Raw genomic sequence first — 16,887 nt, forward strand, 5'->3', positions numbered from 1 at the left:
GATGGAGAAAAAAGCAGCATTACGGCCACGATTATCCCCTCTCCCTGTGGGAGAGGGTTAGGGTGAGGGCATCAGGCCGTACGCGCCACCGCGTCACGCGAGGCGGCATCGCGCTCGTCACCGGTCAGCTCGCTCAGCCTGCCGTCGCGCATCTCCAGCAGACGGTCAGCGTGAATAAAGTAATGATCGTCGTGGCTGATGGCGAAAATGGTTTTGCCCATCTGCTGCATCAGCGGCAGCAGCACCTGATAAAACTCGCGGCGGAAGTGCGGGTCCTGATCCGCCGCCCACTCATCCAGCAGAATGATGTCACGCTCTTCCGCCAGCGCCAGCAGCAGCGCCACGCGCTTTTTCTGCCCTTTGGAAAGCTTCAGATTGAGAATTTTACCGTCCTGAAGTTCCAGCTTGTGGGACATCTGCAACTGCGCCAGCCATTTTTCCACCAGCGCAGGATTGGCCTGCTGCCCTTCCGGACCCAGCAGTTGCTCAAACAGCCAGACGTCGGTGAACACCGCCGAGAATAGCTTGCGGTAATCTTCGGGCTTCTCCGCGCTCAGCGCTCTGCCATCCAGTAAAATCTCGCCCGACTGCGGCTGATAAAGCCCGGTGAGCAGCATCGCCAGCGTCGATTTACCGCTGCCGTTGCCGCCAATCAGGAACAGCAGCTCGCCGCGGCGGATCGTCAGGTTGACCGGCCCCACGGAGAAGGCGCTGTCCTGATAGCGGAACGTGACGTTACGCAGCTCCAGCGTCTGCCAGTCAGGGAAGGCCTGCGGGCGCGGGAATTCGGCTTTAAACGGCGCGAGATCGAATTTGTTGAGCTTATTAAAGGCCACCTGCGCACTCAGTAAGGTGGGCAACGCGCCGACCGCAGAGAGCAGCGGCGTGCGCAAAAACAGCAGCGTCAGTGAGTAGGTTGCCGCGACGTTGGTGTCCGCCCAGCCCAGGCTATTCGCCATCCAGAATACCAGGCCAATGGCACCCAGCATCATAATGTTTGACCAGTTCACCGCGCTCAGGTGGAAGGTATCAGCGCGAATGATGTGATGCCGGTACTCGCGTGCGTCCGGAATATAGAGATGGTTAAAGATATACTCGGCGCGCTCGCGGTTCAGGGTGAGCTCTTTGCGCCCTTCCAGTACCGTCTGGTAGTCGTTATAGAGCTTATCTTCGGTTTCGCGCAGCACCGCCATGTGTTTATAGACGCGTGACACCAGGACAAAACCGCCCCAGATGGTGATGGCGATCCACAGCGCAGTCACCGCCAGCATTTTGCTGGAGAGCCAGGCGAGATAGGCCGCCGAGCCAAAGGTCAGAATGATCCCCTGCACCAGCTCGGGCAGACGAACGAACGCGATGGTAATCGCGCGTACATCGCTGGTCAGCCCCGCCAGCAGGGAGGCGCTGCCGAGCTGCTCAACGCGCTCGACCTGGGTGTCCAGGATCCGCTTGATAAACTCACTGCGCAAACGAAAAACGAAATGGTGGCCGAGCGCGGTCAGCGCCAGCTGGGAGCCGAGCGTAACCGCCATCAACAGCAGCAGCAGGCCAAGAAACTCCGGCAATACGGAGAGCGAGGTGTCGACCATTTCAATCAACCGCACGTTAATAAACGCGATCAGGCCAATACCCAGAGCGGCGCTGGCCAGGCTTAACGCCATAACGGCGATGAAGGGCCAGCGGTACTGACGCCAGACGAGGAGAAGTAGTTGCATGCAGGCAATCCGGACAATAAAAATCAGCGAGCAGTGTAAACTGCCCTGCGCGGACATCAAGAATAATTCTTATTTTAGTTTACGCATCCCCGCCTGACGGAAGGTCAGATTAAAGCGGTATTCGCCCGTGAGGGGGTGAACGCCGGATTTCAGCGGCTGAATGCCGTGATAATAAAGCCGCGATTCCCTGCCCCACACCACCACATCGCCATGTTCCAGCATAATGCGTTTGAGCGGATCGTTGCGGCGTAATCCCCCAAACTGAAAGACGGCAGGCAGGCCTAACGATACCGAAACGATAGGCGCGCGCAGATCGGGCTCATCCTTGTCCTGATGCAGCGAGAGCTTCGCACCGACGGCATAGCGGTTAATCAGACAGGCATCAGGACGAAAATCCGGATAATCCGCCGCCACGGCAGCCTCGTGACAAAGTGCCTGAAAAACCGCAGGCATGGGAGGCCACGGCCGGTCGGTCGTGGGATCGTTTGGAGCATACACATACCCACGTTCGTTTGTCGCCCAGCCCAGTTCGCCGCAGTTGGCCATGGCCACCGACATGGTGTAGCCGCCCGGCGTCACCATATGGCGAAACGGTGAAACCGCCGTCACCTCTTCAATACCGGCAAGCAATGCCTCCGCACGGGAGAGAGCAAAGCGGCGCAGGATCACCGCCCCTGGCGCAAGCGGTTCCTGCCAGGGTTCAGCATCCGCAAAAAGATCGAGCATTATTCCTCCCGGCGTTTCGCCTCACGTTTCAGTAATAGCGCTTTTCGCGCCGTCCCCCAGCGATAGCCCGACAGCGCACCGTCGTTGCGAACCACCCGATGACAGGGGATCACAATTGCCAGCGTGTTTGCCGCACAGGCGCCTGCTACGGCGCGTACCGCACTGGGTTGGCCAATCGCCTGCGCCACCTGCTGGTAGCTTGCCGTTTCGCCGCAGGGAATAGTGCGAAGGGCCTGCCAGACGCGCTGCTGGAACGCGGTACCGCGAATATCCAGCGGCAGCGCAAGCGGTACGTCGCGGTTATCAATACTGGCAATGACCTGGTGGATCCGCTGCACAAAGGTGTCGTCCAGCGGCGCGTGCGTAGCTTTTGGAAATTGCGTGGCAAGCTCTGCGGTGACTTCCGCATCGGTGTCACCCAGCAGAATCGCGCAGATCCCCCGCTCGCTTTCGGCGACCAGACAGCGTCCTAACGAACAGTCATGGATGGCATACCGCACGGCCACCTCTCCTTTACGGTACTGCTTCGCCGTCATGCCCAACGTATCGTTGGCTTTACGATAATAGCTGCTGCTGTCGGGAAATCCCGCCGCCAGCACGGCATCGGTAATTTTGTCTCCCTGCGCAAGCGCGGTGCGCAGACGCTGACCCCGCGCCGCCTGCTGCCAGACTTTGGGCGTCATGCCGGTCACCGACTTAAACAGGCGGTGGAAATGGAAAGGACTCATGGCAACCTGCTCCGCCAGTCTCTCCAGGGTTAACGCGGGATCCTGTTCCAGAAGCCGGCAGGCATGTTCCACTTTTGCCAGCTTCTGCGCCTGCGGATCGCGTTTGTCCGGCATGCAGCGCTTGCACGGACGAAAGCCCGCCTGAGCGGCATGCCGGGCATCAGGATAAAAGCGGACATTTTTACGCAGCGCGTGGCGGGCACGGCATGACGGGCGGCAGAAAATACCCGTCGTCTGCACGGCGAAGACAAACTGATCGTCAGCGAGCGGATCGCGGGCCAGCACGGCCTGCCAGCGATCCTCATCGGTCATTAAGGTTGGGTTTTTCATGATCGGCTCCTCGTATAAGCATACATAGAGCGTGCCTGAGCGCCACAGATAAAAAACCCGCAACCTTGCTTTTTAATTTTTGTCGCTGACAAGGAAACTGTTGAACTGCGGCGAGCTCCAGGTTTTGAACCCGTCGCCCTCTTTGGTGATCATATAAACCGCCAGCCCTTCCTGACGGACCACCTCTTTGGCTTTTTCCGGGCCGAGAACCATTAATCCGGTATCCCAGGCATCCGCTTCCAGCGCGGTGGGGGCAATGACCGTCACCGAGACCAGGTTATGCGTGATGGGGCGTCCGGTCTGCGGATCAATCACGTGCGAAATACGCTTCCCGTCAAGCTCGTAATAGTTGCGATAGCTTCCGGAGGTGCTGATGCCATGTCCGTTGATATCCACTATCGCCTGCACGGCATTTTGCCGATCGGTCGGTTTTTGAATCGCTACGCGCCACGGCTTATCGCTGGCGTTCATACCCCGACTGACCAACGCACCGCCCACCGAGACCAGATAACGGGAAATCCCTTCCTGCGCCATCAGTGCAGCAAGATGATCCGCCGCATAGCCTTCCCCGACCGTCGACAGATCGACAAACAGATCGGGAATATCTTTTTGCAGGTACTGCTGCCCGTACTGGTTGATCACGGTCAGATGCTGTAGCCCTGTCCGGGCGCGGGCGTCATCAATGGCCGCCTGTTCGGGCGTCTTCACCGGCTGTTTATTGGGGCCAAATCCCCAGAGGTTCACCAGAGGACCGACGGTCACATCCATCGCCCCGTTGGTTTTATAACCCACGCGCATTGCCTCGGTCACGATATCGGCCATCGCCTCGCTCACCGGCCACAGAGAAGTGCTGGTCGAGAGGTTAAAGCGCATCAGCGCCGAGTCATTTTTATAGGTCGACAGCAGCTGATCGTCGGCGTCCAGCTGCGACTGGATTTTGCCGCGAAGTTCGTCCGTGCGTGTTTTATCGAGGTTCATCACGCTGACGCGCCAGAAGGTGCCCATCGTTTTACCTTCGAGCACCGTCGCGGCAGGTGCATCGGTTTTCGCCACGGTCGCGGGATCGTTACACGCGGTCAGGAAAAAAAGCATAGCCAGAAAGCTGGCGCGTAAAAAAGTCATGTCCATTCATTATTATCCTCATGCCAGGGCGGCAAGAGTACACCAAAACAGGGGCGTTGTGAGAATCGGAGAAGCACAAAAAAGGGGGCCATCAGGCCCCCTTACGTCACACGTTAACGCGATTAGAACTGGTAAACCAGGCCCAGCGCGACGATATCGTCAGTACCGATACCCGCTTGACGGGTGAAGTCATTTTCATCAACCAGGTTGATTTTGTAATCCACGTAGGTGGACATGTTTTTGTTGAAGTAGTAAGTCGCACCCACATCAACATATTTCAGCAGATCCTGATCGCCGTAACCTTCGATGTCTTTGCCTTTAGACTGCAGGTAAGCCACGGATGGACGCAGGCCGAAGTCGAACTGGTACTGAGCAACCACTTCGAAGTTCTGCGCTTTGTTGGCAAAGCCGTAAGCGGTAGTTGGGTTGCTGCCGTTAGAGGTACCGAAACGGGTTGCGTTGTAGGTCTGAGAGTACTGCGCTGCCAGATAGATGTTGTTGGCATCATATTTCAGGCCACCAGAATAGACTTCTGCGTTATCACCATGGCCGTAAACGCTTGCGCCGTTCTGATCGGCGGTACGTTTGGAGGAGGACATCGCACCACCTACGCTGAAGCCTTCGCCCAGGTTATAGGTCACGGATGCACCGTAGCCGTCGCCGTTCTGTTTCAGCAGGCTGCGTCCACCCACGTTTTCACCGCTTACGCTGCCATTTTTACCCTGATACTGCAGAGCAAAGTTCAGACCATCAACCAGACCAAAGAAGTCCTGGTTACGGTAGGTCGCCACGCCGTTAGCACGGGACTGCAGGAAGTTATCTGCGCCGTAGGTATCGCCGCCAAATTCTGGCAGAACGTCAGTCCAGGAGGTTACGTCGTAGATTACGCCGTAGTTACGACCGTAATCGAAAGAACCCGCGTCACCGAATTTCAGACCCGCGAACGCCACACGCGTCCAGGCATCATTTTCGCTTTCGGAGGTGTTGCCCTGGATCTGGTATTCCCACTGGCCGTAACCGGTCAGCTGATCGTTAACCTGGGTTTCGCCTTTGAAGCCAAGACGCATGTAGGTCTGGTCGCCATCAGCGCTGTCGTCATCGGAGAAATAGTGCAGACCATCAACTTTACCGTACAGATCTAATTTGTTGCCATCTTTGTTATAAATTTCGGCCGCATTTGCTGCGCCTGCCACCAGGAGTGCTGGTACCAGGAGGGACAGTACTTTAACTTTCATTTTATTAACCCTCTGTTATATGCCTTATAATTGCCACTGCTTACTGGTTAACCCTCATTAACCAGTCGGCAATTTCATTCTCCGCAAAATTACAGAATAATCCAACGCGAATATGATACGAAAACTTTGAAGATGTTTCATTTATCAGCCAACATGTTTCAAAATGTAAATATCAAGGAACTTTTACAAAGCACAAATAGCTTAGAAATTTAGCACTTATAATCAAAAGAAAAAACATACCAATAATAATCAACACGTTATAATAAAAATCGTTACAGCACTGAATGACAAAACAAGATCTCACCTAATCTCTAAAATATCTCTCGCTATCATCATTAACTTTATTTATTACCGTCATTCAGTTTTGAATGTCTGTTTATCCCTAATTGAGCCGGATGCTTCGCATTCGGTTTTTTTTTACCTTTCTTTACGTAACTTCTCGTTTTTTGTGCTACCGCGCCGAAATTGTAACGACTATTAACTAAATTCTCATCGGCCGTCCTTCGCGAACGCACAATTGATGTAAAACTTAATTTCTTGTTAATTCGTGCTATTTGCTGGCTGAGCGCACTTATTATTTGTACGCGCACGGCGTGTTTGTACATGTTTACTGCGCCGCCCGCCGCCGATATTGTCCGTTGAAAAAGTCGCCTTTTCCCGGACAGTGGCGCTGGAAATTCAGTTATTACCCTTTATACTGCCCTATCGCCACAGAGCATGACCATGACGGGTTAAAGATATCAATGAGTCAGACTGAAACCACCGCCCCGAGCAAATTCTCCCTCCTCCCCGGGAGCATCACCCGTTTCTTTCTTCTTTTGATCGTTGTGCTGTTAGTGACCATGGGGGTGATGGTACAAAGCGCGGTTAATGCCTGGCTGAAGGACAAGAGCTATCAGGTCGTCGATATCACCCACGCCGTGCATAAGCGCATCGATACCTGGCGCTACGCCACCTGGCAGATTTACGACAATATTGCAGCTGCACCGGCCTCCTCATCCGGAGATGGACTTCAGGAGACACGGCTTAAGCAGGATGTCTATTACCTCGAAAAACCGCAGCGTAAGACTGAGGCGCTTATTTTTGGCTCTCACGACAGCGCGACGCTTGAGATGACGCAGCGTATTTCGACCTATCTGGATACCCTCTGGGGCGCCGAAACGGTGCCATGGTCGATGTACTATCTGAACGGTCAGGACAACAGCATGATCCTGATCTCAACGCTGCCGTTAAAAGATCTCTCTTCCGGGTTTAAAGAGACCACCGTGGGCAGCATCGTCGATTCCCGCCGGGCAGAGATGCTGCAGCAGGCGAACGCCCTTGATGAACGTGAAAGCTTCTCTTCCCTGCGCCGCCTGGCCTGGCAAAACGGTCATTATTTTACTCTGCGCACCACCTTCAACCAGCCAGGACATCTGGCGACGGTGGTCGCCTTCGATTTACCCATTAATGATTTAATCCCGCCGGACATGCCGCTCGATAGCTTCCGTCTGGAGCCCGACAGCAGCACCCAGAACATGCGTGCGGCGTCTGACAAAGAGGCCGCAGAGAGCGTATCGATCTCCTTTAACGGTTCAAAAATCGAAATTGCCTCATCCCTGAACTCGACCGGTATGCGCCTGGTGTGGCAGGTGCCGTTTGGTACGCTGTTGCTCGACACGCTGCAAAATATCCTGCTGCCTCTGCTGCTGAATATCGGTCTGCTGGCGCTGGCGCTGTTTGGCTACAGCACCTTCCGCTTCCAGTCGGGACGTCAGAACGACGCCGCGGCGGTCCCGGCCGGTACCAGCAATGAGCTGCGCGTATTACGCGCGCTGAATGAAGAGATTGTTTCCGTGCTGCCGCTTGGGGTCTTAGTTCACGATCAGGAAGCAAATCGTACGGTAATGAGCAATAAAATTGCCGACCATCTGCTGCCGCATCTTAACCTGCAGAATATCACCACCATGGCGGATCAGCACCAGGGGGTGATTCAGGCCACCATCAACAATGAACTGTACGAAATCCGCCAGTTCCGCAGCCAGGTGGCTTCACGTACGCAAATCTTCATCATCCGCGATCAGGATCGCGAAGTGCTGGTGAATAAAAAGCTCAAGCAGGCGCAAAGACTGTATGAGAAAAACCAGCAGGGGCGCGCCGCATTTATGCAGAACATTGGCGATGCCTTCAAGCAGCCGTTAAAAACGCTGGCGACCCAGGCGGCGGCGTTAAATACGTCAGAAAGCCACCAGCTTGCCTGTCAGGCCGACTCGCTGGTCAGAATGGTTGATGAGATCCAGCTGGCGAACATGCTGGAGAATGATTTCTGGAAGGGAACCCCCACCCTCTTCTCCATTCAGGATCTGATCGATGAAGTGGTTCCGGAAGTCCTGCCCGTGATTAAGCGCAAAGGGCTGCAGCTGCTGATCAATAACAATCTCCCGGCAAATGATGAACGCCACGGCGATCGTGAAGCGCTGCGCCGCATACTGTTGATGATTATTCAGTACGCGGTGACCACCACGCAGATCGGCAAGATCACCCTCGAAGTCAGTACGGAGGAGTCGGCAGAAGACCGCCTGACGTTCCGCATCCTGGACACCGGGGAAGGCGTCACCACGAGTGAAATTGATAATCTGCACTTCCCGTTCCTGAATGACACGCAAAGCGATCGCTACGGCAAGGCAAATGCCCTAACCTTCTGGCTGTGCGATCAGCTGGCGCGTAAGCTCGGCGGCCATCTCAATATCAAGGCCCGCGAATCTCTCGGCACCCGCTATTCTCTGCACGTGAAAATGGCGGCCAATCCGCAGGAAGAAGATGAAGAGCGTCTGCTGGATGATGTCGTGGTGATGGTCGATGTTACGTCGAACGAGATCCGCAATATTGTCGTTCGTCAGTTAGAAAACTGGGGTGCGGCCTGCATCACGCCGGATGAAAGACTTGCAAGTCAAGAATTTGATCTGTTTTTAACTGATAATCCGTCTAATCTTACTGCCTCCGGCTTGCTTTTAAGCGATGATGAGTCAGGCGTGCGGAAAATCGGCCCTGGCCAGCTGCGCGTCAACTTTAATATAAGCAATGCGATGCAGGAAGCTGTACTACAACTAATAGAAGAGCAGCTGGCGCAGGAAGAGATAGCGGAATCACCGTTAGGCGGTAATGAAAATGCCGAGCTTCACGCCAGCGGATACTATTCACTCTTTGTTGATACAGTACCAGATGATGTTAAGCGGTTGTATACTGAGTCCGCTGCGAATGATTTTGCAGCGCTGGCACAGACAGCACACCGGCTTAAAGGGGTGTTTGCCATGCTTAATCTGGTTCCCGGCAAGCAGTTATGTGAAACGCTGGAACATCTAATTCGTGAGAAAGATGCCTCTGGCATTGAAAAATACATCAGCGACATTGACGCCTACGTCAAAAGCTTGCTGTAGCAAGGTAGCCTTATACATGAACAATATGAACGTAATTATTGCCGATGACCATCCGATTGTACTGTTCGGTATTCGCAAATCACTTGAACAGATCGAGTGGGTGAATGTAGTCGGTGAATTTGAAGACTCTACAGCACTGATCAATAACCTCCCAAAGCTTGATGCACACGTGCTCATTACCGATCTCTCCATGCCTGGAGACAAATACGGTGATGGGATCACGCTCATCAAATATATTAAACGTCACTTCCCGGATATCTCGATCATTGTTCTGACCATGAACAACAACCCGGCGATCCTGAGCGCGGTACTGGATCTGGACATCGAAGGGATTGTGCTGAAACAAGGCGCACCGACCGATCTGCCTAAAGCGCTTGCGGCGCTGCAGAAAGGCAAGAAGTTCACGCCTGAAAGCGTTTCTCGTCTGCTGGAAAAAATCAGCGCGGGTGGCTACGGTGACAAACGCCTGTCGCCGAAAGAGAGTGAAGTTCTGCGCCTGTTCGCAGAAGGTTTCTTGGTGACCGAGATTGCCAAGAAGCTGAACCGCAGTATTAAAACCATCAGCAGCCAGAAGAAATCAGCGATGATGAAGCTGGGCGTGGATAACGATATTGCTCTGCTGAACTATCTCTCCTCCGTCACGCTGAGCGCAACCGACAAGGATTGATCTCCGCTGTTTATGCCGGGTGTCGCTTGTGCTTACCCGGCCTACAAAACCCGCAGGCCCGCGCAAGCGCAGTGCCGCCGGGCAATTAAAAAAGGCCCTTCCGGGCCTTTTTTATATCCGCGTTTTTCTCACCCGCTCCGCGTAAATCGACAATGTCTGCTTCAGCACGTCCAGCGTCACCGGTTTCGACAGACAGCTGTCCATGCCTGACTCCAGACAGCGCTGCTTCTCTTCCGCCAGCGCGTTCGCCGTTACGCCCACCACTGGCAACGTCAGGCCAAGCTGTCGGATGCGCTGCGTCAGACGGTAGCCGTCCATGTTGGGCATGTTGACGTCGCTCAGCACGATATCAATATGATTCTTACTCAGCACGTTCAGCGCATCCACGCCGTCATTGGCGGTTTTGCACTGGTAGCCCAGCGATCCAAGCTGGTCAGCCAGCAGGCGACGGTTTATCGGATGGTCATCCACCACCAGAATCATCATATCGTCATTCACCGACGCCAGAGACTCCGGTGACGGCAGTCCGCCCGCACCGTCGCTCTCTTCCAGTTCCACTTTGTAGATGCGCGCCAGCAGGCTCAATAGCTCATGCGGGGTGGCGACACTGTGTACCCATTCCCCTGGCGCACGCTCAACCGGGATACCGATGTGGCGACGGCAGAAGAGCACTGACCCTCTCCCCTGCCACGGCTGTTCTGGCATCTCGTCGGCGATCAGCACATCGTCCACGTCCGGTGTTTGACCTTCATAGCGGCACACCCTCACGCCGCTGTGGGTAAGCAGTGCCGTCAGATAGTCATTCAGCGAGGCGTTATGCACCGCCAGCCAGCAGCGCTTATCGCTCAGCCCGTCTACCGTGGCTTTTGCCGGATACTGCGCCGAATAGAGCGGAATGCGGATGGTGAACTGACTGCCCATGCCGGGCTCGGTATCCACGGAGATATCGCCATCCATCATGCTGACGAGCTTCTCACAAATCGCCAGCCCCAGTCCGGTTCCCTGGAAGTTACGCTGCACGCCGGTACCGACCTGGAAGAACGGATCGAACAGACGAACCACCTCCTTCGCCGGGATGCCGACGCCCGTGTCGCGCACGCGAATGCTCAGGTAATCCCCCGCCCGGCAGACGTGCAGCACAATACAGCCGGTATCGGTGAATTTAATGGCGTTGCTGAGCAGGTTAGAGATGACCTGTTGCAGGCGCATCGGATCGCCGTGCAGCGTCAGCGGCACGTCCGGCTCAATAAAGCAGTAGAGCCCCAGCTGTTTACGCACCACCAGCGGGAGATAGTTGGCGCTGATATGGTTCATCACCTCGCGCGGCGAAAACTCGCGCGGCTCGATTTTCAACTGCTCGGACTCGATTTTAGAGAAGTCGAGAATATCGCTGATGATCTTCAGCAACAGGCTGGAGGAGTTGTTCATCGCCGTCACCAGCCGGTCGACGCCTTTCGGCAGCTCTTTAGTCTGCAGCAGGTCGAGGTTACCGATGATCCCGTACAGTGGCGTACGCAGCTCATGGCTGACGGTGGCAAGGAACATGGACTTCGACTGGCTGGCCTGCTCTGCCGCCTGCGCCATCTCCTGCAACGACTCTTCCATCTTCACGCGCGCGGAGACATCCACCAGCACGCAAATCGCTACGTTTTCATTGCGATAGCGGGAATGCACAAAGCTGATCTGCAGGTTGGTGTGCGTACTGGTCAACACGTCGACAAAGTTAACCTGCTGACCGCAGATAATTTGCGTCAGCCTCTGCCGGTCTTCGTGCGTCAGCATGTTCAGGTAGTTATGTGCCAGTTCGTTACTCAGGATATTGGTCCCGTCCTGGGTACGCAGAATACAGATCCCCACCGGCGCCGAGGCAACAATCTTGCGGTTAAACTGCTCGTGTTCTTCCAGCCGCTGGGCGTCGCTTTCGGCAGGAATAAAGATTTTCCGCTCATACATGCGCGCCAGCGTGAACAGCGCGCCCCCCGCCAGCAGGTTGAGCAGAATTGCATTCATGATAAGAATGCGTATCCGCTCAAGCACCATATCCACCGGCAGCGAATAGACGATACTGAGCGACGAAGGCGGCAGGCTCTTCTTCAGCACCAGCTCGCGGAAACCTGAGGTATAGCCAAACCACGACCGCTCCTGCATCCAGTGCGGTTCGACGTTTAGACGGTTATCAGGCCCGGCAAGTGAGATCAGCTGATGACCGTTTTCATCCAGAATGGTCACGCCCATGGGCAGGCTGCCCGGGGTGAAGAAGTTTTCCATGCGAATGGTCTGCTCAATCCCCAGCAGCGCCTGCAGGCGATTGCCGAGATAAACCGGCGTCAGGGCGTAGAAATAGCCCACGCCCGGACGCGGGCCCTGGCTCACCCAGAAGATGTTATTGCCGCGCTCGTCCTGCGGTGCATTGCGGTATTTGACAATACGTTCATGCAGGCTTTTCAGCGCATCGTCACGCTCAACGGGCACGTCGCGCAGGCCAAAGTCAGCCATGCAGAGGTTCTCGCTGCCAATCAGGAAGACGCGGTTCAGGTCATAGGCGGCGGAGAAATTGTCGCGCCAGTAGCGCATAAACCAGGCGAGCGATTCCAGAGAGCCGCGCCAGGTATTGCTCATGGTGGAGCAATCGGAATCCGGGAACAGCGGCTGGAAGTCCGGGACTTCGGTTTTGTCATCACGCCCGCGAAGCGCAAGGATGCCGTTTTCCGCCGTCAGACGATTTTCGGCAATATACTTCAGCTCCTTCATCACGTCAGACGTTCGCTGAATGTAGCGCTGGGCCTGGTCGGAGCTTAAGTTAAACTCCTGGCGGATCTCCGCTTCTTTCTGGTGCAGGGCGTTAACGATGTAAAACACCGAGAACAGGGCTACCAGCAGCCAAAGCAGGAGCGCCAGCGCCCGAAACAGATAGCGAGAGACTTTCAGCGTAGTACGAAAGGAGACGAGGTATTTCAAGGGGGCGAGGCTCCGCCGTCGGGGTCAAAAGAATGTGGTTAAGGTAGCGGTAAACGCGCCAGGTCGCAACGTTGACTTATCTGCTAGTGCAAAAGAAAAGGGCCGGAATCCGGCCCTTTTTTGCATCAGGAGACATTACTCGTCAGCGTCATCCGCTACGTCATCGTCGGTGTCGGCTTCCGGCGCGATATCCTCATCGCCTTCCGCGACGCTACCGTCGATGGAGTCGAGCTCTTCGTCATCCACCGGCTCAGCAACGCGCTGCAGACCCACCACGTTTTCATCTTCCGCTGTACGGATGAGGATCACGCCCTGGGTGTTACGACCCACCACGCTGATCTCAGACACGCGGGTACGCACCAGCGTACCGGCATCGGTGATCATCATGATCTGGTCCGCATCGTCCACCTGCACCGCGCCGACAACGGAACCGTTGCGCTCGGTCACTTTGATGGAGATTACGCCTTGCGTGCCGCGAGACTTGGTCGGGTATTCCCCTTCCGCCGTACGTTTACCGTAACCATTCTGCGTCACGGTCAGGATAGCCCCTTCACCGCGCGGAATAATCAGGGAAACAACGCTGTCTTCGCCAGCCAGCTTGATACCACGCACGCCCGTCGCGGTACGGCCCATTGCACGAACGGCGTCTTCTTTGAAGCGCACCACTTTACCGGCCGCAGAGAAGAGCATCACTTCATCGGAACCGGAGGTCAGATCCACGCCAATCAGCTCATCGCCTTCGTTCAGGTTCACGGCGATAATACCGGCAGAACGCGGACGGCTGAATTCGGTTAGCGCGGTTTTCTTCACGGTACCGCTGGCGGTCGCCATAAAGACGTTCACGCCCTCTTCGTACTCGCGTACCGGCAGGATAGCGGTGATACGTTCGTTCGCTTCCAGCGGCAGCAGGTTAACGATTGGACGACCACGCGCGCCACGGCTTGCTTCCGGCAGCTGATAGACTTTCATCCAGTACAGACGACCGCGGCTGGAGAAGCAGAGGATCGTGTCATGGGTGTTCGCCACCAGCAGGCGGTCAATGAAGTCTTCTTCTTTAATACGTGCTGCAGACTTGCCTTTACCGCCACGACGCTGTGCTTCGTAGTCGGTTAACGGCTGATACTTCACGTAGCCCTGGTGAGACAGGGTCACAACAACGTCTTCCTGGTTGATCAGGTCTTCGATGTTGATGTCCGCGCTGTTGGCGGTGATTTCGGTGCGGCGCTCGTCGCCGAACTGATCGCGGACCAGCTCCAGCTCTTCACGGATCACTTCCATCAGGCGCTCTGCGCTGCCCAGAATGTGCAGCAGCTCAGCAATCTGTTCCAGCAGCTCTTTGTATTCGTCGAGCAGTTTTTCATGCTCAAGGCCGGTCAGTTTCTGCAGACGCAGATCCAGAATCGCCTGAGCCTGCTGTTCCGTCAGGTAGTACTGACCGTCACGCACGCCAAACTCAGGTTCCAGCCACTCAGGACGCGCTGCGTCATCACCCGCACGTTCCAGCATCGCGGCGACGTTGCCCAGATCCCACGGACGGGAAATCAGCGCAGTTTTCGCTTCCGCCGGGGTTGGCGCACGACGGATCAGTTCGATGATCGGGTCGATGTTGGCCAGCGCAACCGCCAGCGCTTCAAGGATGTGCGCACGGTCGCGCGCTTTGCGCAGTTCGAAGATAGTACGACGGGTCACCACTTCACGGCGGTGACGGACAAACGCGCTCAGGATCTCTTTCAGGTTCATGATCTTCGGCTGACCATGGTGCAGTGCAACCATGTTGATACCGAAGGAGACCTGAAGCTGCGTCTGGGAGTACAGGTTATTCAGGACAACCTCACCCACCGCGTCGCGTTTGATCTCAATCACGATGCGCATACCGTCTTTGTCAGACTCGTCACGCAGCGCGCTGATGCCTTCAACACGTTTTTCTTTTACCAGCTCGGCGATTTTTTCAATCAGACGCGCTTTGTTCACCTGATACGGGATCTCGTGAACAATGATGGTTTCACGGCCGGTTTTGGCGTCCGCTTCCACTTCGGCGCGGGCACGGATGTAAATCTTGCCGCGGCCGGTACGGTACGCTTCTTCAATACCGCGACGACCATTGATGATCGCCGCCGTCGGGAAGTCCGGGCCCGGAATGTGTGTCATCAGCCCTTCAATGCTGATGTCTTCATCATCGATATAGGCCAGACAGCCGTTGATCACCTCAGTGATATTGTGCGGCGGAATGTTGGTTGCCATACCGACCGCGATGCCGGACGAACCGTTCACTAACAGGTTCGGGATCTTGGTGGGCATCACATCTGGGATGCGCTCGGTGCCGTCGTAGTTATCGACGAAATCAACGGTCTCTTTTTCCAGGTCGGCCATCAGCTCATGAGCGATTTTCGACATACGGATTTCCGTATAACGCATCGCTGCAGCGGAGTCGCCGTCGACTGAACCAAAGTTACCCTGGCCATCTACCAGCATGTAGCGCAAGGAGAATGGCTGCGCCATACGAACGATGGTGTTATAAACGGCGGTATCACCATGCGGGTGATATTTACCGATGACGTCACCGACGACGCGGGCAGATTTTTTATAGGCTTTATTCCAGTCATTGCCCAATACGTTCATGGCGTATAGTACGCGACGGTGTACCGGCTTCAGGCCATCGCGGACGTCCGGCAGCGCACGGCCAACAATGACCGACATCGCATAGTCCAGATAGGAGCTCTTCAGCTCTTCCTCGATGTTAACCGGTGTAATTTCTCTCGCAAGGTCGCTCATCTAACCGCTATCCCTCTACTGTATCCCGGATTCAAAGGTCGCAAATTATAACACAGCCGAGGTGATTGAGGTAAACCTATACGCTTTATTCACAGGGATTGCCTGATATACTCATTCGTCTTGCTAAATAAGGAGTAAAAGCGCCCATGAATGCCGAAAAATCCCCGGTGGCTCACAACGTTGACCACGAAGAGATCGCCAAATTTGAAGCGGTGGCGTCCCGCTGGTGGGATCTCGAAGGTGAGTTCAAACCGCTGCACCGTATTAACCCGCTGCGTCTGGGCTATATTGCGGAGCGTTCCGGCGGTCTGTTCGGTAAAAAAGTACTCGATGTCGGCTGCGGCGGCGGTATCCTGGCGGAAAGCATGGCGCGCGAAGGGGCGAACGTCACGGGCCTGGATATGGGTTTTGAACCGCTGCAGGTTGCCCGTCTTCACGCGCTGGAGTCTGGCATACAGGTAGACTACGTGCAGGAAACCGTGGAAGAACATGCGGCAAAACATGCCCATCAGTACGATGTGGTGACCTGCATGGAGATGCTGGAGCACGTTCCCGATCCGCAGTCCGTGGTGCACGCCTGTGCAAAACTGGTGAAACCGGGCGGCCAGGTCTTCTTCTCAACCCTCAACCGCAACGCTAAAGCCTGGCTGATGGCCGTCGTCGGCGCGGAGTATGTGCTGCGCATGGTGCCGAAAGGCACGCACGACGTGAAGAAATTCATCAAGCCGGCGGAGCTGTTAAGCTGGGTTGACCAGACGTGGCTCAAGGAGCAGCACATCACCGGCCTGCACTACAATCCGCTGACCAATAAATTCAAACTCGCACCGGGCGTTGATGTTAACTATATGTTGCACACAACCGCCAAAAACGACTAACGTCATTCGTTATTCTTATAAAGATTGCGCGACATCATGTTGCGCAATTCTGACCTCCCGTTGAAGAAATCAGCACTCGATCAAATTTTGAATTTTTTTTCTTAATTATTGACATGTCTTCCAGGCCTTACGGTACGAGGACTTAGCCTTTTTTACCCTTTCACAACCTCAATTTAACGTCAAAATCAACCCTTGTGCTGAAAAGATTCGATACTAGAATACTCACCATATAGCGTTTTTCTTATCGCAAACCCCCTATATGTAGTATTTATCCACAGAGTTAGTCACAAGACGGTTCTGTGGATAAGCGGGGGATATTTTTTATTTCACGGACAGGTAAAAC

Annotated in this window: 10 protein-coding genes; 3 read left to right on the top strand and 7 right to left on the bottom strand. The window is 55.1% G+C overall.

All coding sequences use genetic code 11. The annotated features are described in order from the left end of the window. Positions 1-71: 71 nt before the first annotated feature. The 5 genes from ABFV38_RS15130 to ABFV38_RS15150 all read right to left on the bottom strand — a co-directional run bounded on the left by ABFV38_RS15130 (position 72) and on the right by ABFV38_RS15150 (position 5,856). The gene (locus tag ABFV38_RS15130; protein WP_348957507.1) at positions 72-1,715 is read right to left on the bottom strand and encodes a multidrug ABC transporter permease/ATP-binding protein; all 1,644 of its coding nucleotides are present in this window, start codon (positions 1,713-1,715) and stop codon (positions 72-74) included. Positions 1,716-1,784: 69 nt separating this feature from the next. Further along, positions 1,785-2,441 (bottom strand): DNA oxidative demethylase AlkB, encoded by a 657-nt coding sequence (gene alkB / locus ABFV38_RS15135; protein WP_348957508.1) that lies wholly within the window; start codon positions 2,439-2,441, stop codon positions 1,785-1,787. Then, complete coding sequence (gene ada, locus ABFV38_RS15140) at positions 2,441-3,499, bottom strand: bifunctional DNA-binding transcriptional regulator/O6-methylguanine-DNA methyltransferase Ada (RefSeq protein WP_348957509.1); 1,059 nt, start codon at positions 3,497-3,499, stop codon at positions 2,441-2,443. Before ada ends, alkB begins: the two co-directional genes overlap by 1 nt. Before the next feature lie 72 nt (positions 3,500-3,571). Further along, positions 3,572-4,627: an FAD:protein FMN transferase ApbE gene (apbE, locus tag ABFV38_RS15145; RefSeq protein ID WP_045908705.1), complete on the bottom strand. Its 1,056-nt coding sequence runs from the start codon at positions 4,625-4,627 to the stop codon at positions 3,572-3,574. A 116-nt stretch (positions 4,628-4,743) separates the two neighbouring features. Then, a complete protein-coding gene (locus ABFV38_RS15150) occupies positions 4,744-5,856 on the bottom strand; it encodes a porin OmpC (protein WP_235401924.1) in 1,113 nt (370 codons plus the stop codon). 743 nt (positions 5,857-6,599) lie between these two features. Here ABFV38_RS15150 and rcsD point away from each other — a divergent pair. Beyond that, positions 6,600-9,272: a phosphotransferase RcsD gene (gene rcsD, locus ABFV38_RS15155; RefSeq protein WP_248221979.1), complete on the top strand. Its 2,673-nt coding sequence runs from the start codon at positions 6,600-6,602 to the stop codon at positions 9,270-9,272. 16 nt (positions 9,273-9,288) lie between these two features. Beyond that, positions 9,289-9,939 carry a response regulator transcription factor RcsB gene (gene rcsB / locus ABFV38_RS15160; protein WP_003859405.1) on the top strand — a complete coding sequence of 217 codons (651 nt, stop codon included), beginning with the start codon at positions 9,289-9,291 and terminating at the stop codon, positions 9,937-9,939. A gap of 111 nt (positions 9,940-10,050) precedes the next feature. On the opposite strand, the gene rcsC is transcribed toward rcsB, so the two are convergent. Both rcsC and gyrA read right to left on the bottom strand, forming a co-directional pair. Next, the gene (gene rcsC, locus ABFV38_RS15165) at positions 10,051-12,897 is read right to left on the bottom strand and encodes a two-component system sensor histidine kinase RcsC (protein ID WP_104950479.1); all 2,847 of its coding nucleotides are present in this window, start codon (positions 12,895-12,897) and stop codon (positions 10,051-10,053) included. 135 nt (positions 12,898-13,032) lie between these two features. After that, entirely contained in the window at positions 13,033-15,669 is a 2,637-nt protein-coding gene (gyrA, locus tag ABFV38_RS15170) for a DNA topoisomerase (ATP-hydrolyzing) subunit A (protein ID WP_348957510.1), read from the bottom strand. 146 nt (positions 15,670-15,815) lie between these two features. Here gyrA and ubiG point away from each other — a divergent pair, with 146 nt between their 5' ends. Continuing rightward, complete coding sequence (gene ubiG / locus ABFV38_RS15175; protein ID WP_045908709.1) at positions 15,816-16,544, top strand: bifunctional 2-polyprenyl-6-hydroxyphenol methylase/3-demethylubiquinol 3-O-methyltransferase UbiG; 729 nt, start codon at positions 15,816-15,818, stop codon at positions 16,542-16,544. The last annotated feature ends 343 nt before the right edge of the window (positions 16,545-16,887 follow it).

It is taken from the genome of Enterobacter cloacae complex sp. Mu1197, assembly GCF_040059225.1.
GTDB lineage: Bacteria > Pseudomonadota > Gammaproteobacteria > Enterobacterales > Enterobacteriaceae > Enterobacter > Enterobacter quasiroggenkampii.